Raw genomic sequence first — 1,002 nt, forward strand, 5'->3', positions numbered from 1 at the left:
GCCCTGCCGGTGGCGGACAGCACCTTGGCGACCGCGCCGGCCTTGCCCGCACCCGCCACCGCACCGCCCGCACCACCGGTGAACACGGTGGTCAGCACGTTGAAGGTGACCGCGCCCGCGGCGCGGGCGGGGTTCTTGCCCCACTCGTCCCAGGCGACCAGCGCCTTGCCGGTCTCCTTCATCGCGGTGCGCGAGTCCCGGATCCAGGACGGCAGCCTGTCGTCCGGCAGCGTCCAGAACAGGGCGCCCGCCACCGGCACCGCCGAGATCACCAGACCCGTCGCCAGCTGCGCCAGCCCGGTCCAGGCCTGCTTCATCGCCTCCCAGCCACCGAAACCGACCAGCGTGCCCAGGCCCTTGATGGTGCCCCACACCCCGTCGACGATCAGCCCGTCCCACACGAACGACTTCACCCAGTGGCCGACCTCGTACCAGTGGTGCTTCTCCTCCACCGGATCGCCCCAGGGCAGCTTCGCGTTCTTCATGTCCCCGGCGTCGAACCCGTACTGGTCCTTGCGCTCCGACCCGTCACCGGCCACCATCTGCGTCCCGCCCCACAAGGCGGTGATCTTGTTGTGGCAGGTGCGCTCCGCCGCCCAGAACGCCGCCACCGTCGCGGTGATGTCGTCCCGGATCCGGTTGTGCTCCTCGACCTTGTCCCCGTCGTACTCCCACTCGTCGTCGTCCTCCACCGACGCGACGAACTCCGTCGCCTCCACCTTCAGCTGCTTCAGCCGCTCCACCAAAGGGCGGATCTCGCTCGCGTACGACGACAGCGCGGAGGACACGGTCTCCAGACCGTCGGCGAACGTGTCCGCCTTGTCCTTCACCACCTGCGTGGTGGCGAACAGCTTCTCCGCCTCCGGCGCCTGGTAGTACGCCGACAGGCCCTGGAACTGGTTGTGCACCTTCGTCCCGACCGACCGCACATTCCCGGCGTCGGTCTTCAGCGCCGCGTAATCCGTCTCCAGCTGCGCCAGGTCCCCGGTGAACTGCGGTATC

General features: G+C 69.2%; 1 pseudogene. It reads right to left on the bottom strand.

Annotated features, from left to right (window positions below):
- A pseudogene (locus A2U95_RS24515) lies at positions 1-1,001 on the bottom strand (ADP-ribosyltransferase); the annotation flags it as partial.
- Position 1,002: the final 1 nt, after the last annotated feature.

Source organism: Streptomyces chilikensis, from assembly GCF_001642695.1.
In the GTDB taxonomy this organism is placed as follows: domain Bacteria; phylum Actinomycetota; class Actinomycetes; order Streptomycetales; family Streptomycetaceae; genus Streptomyces; species Streptomyces chilikensis.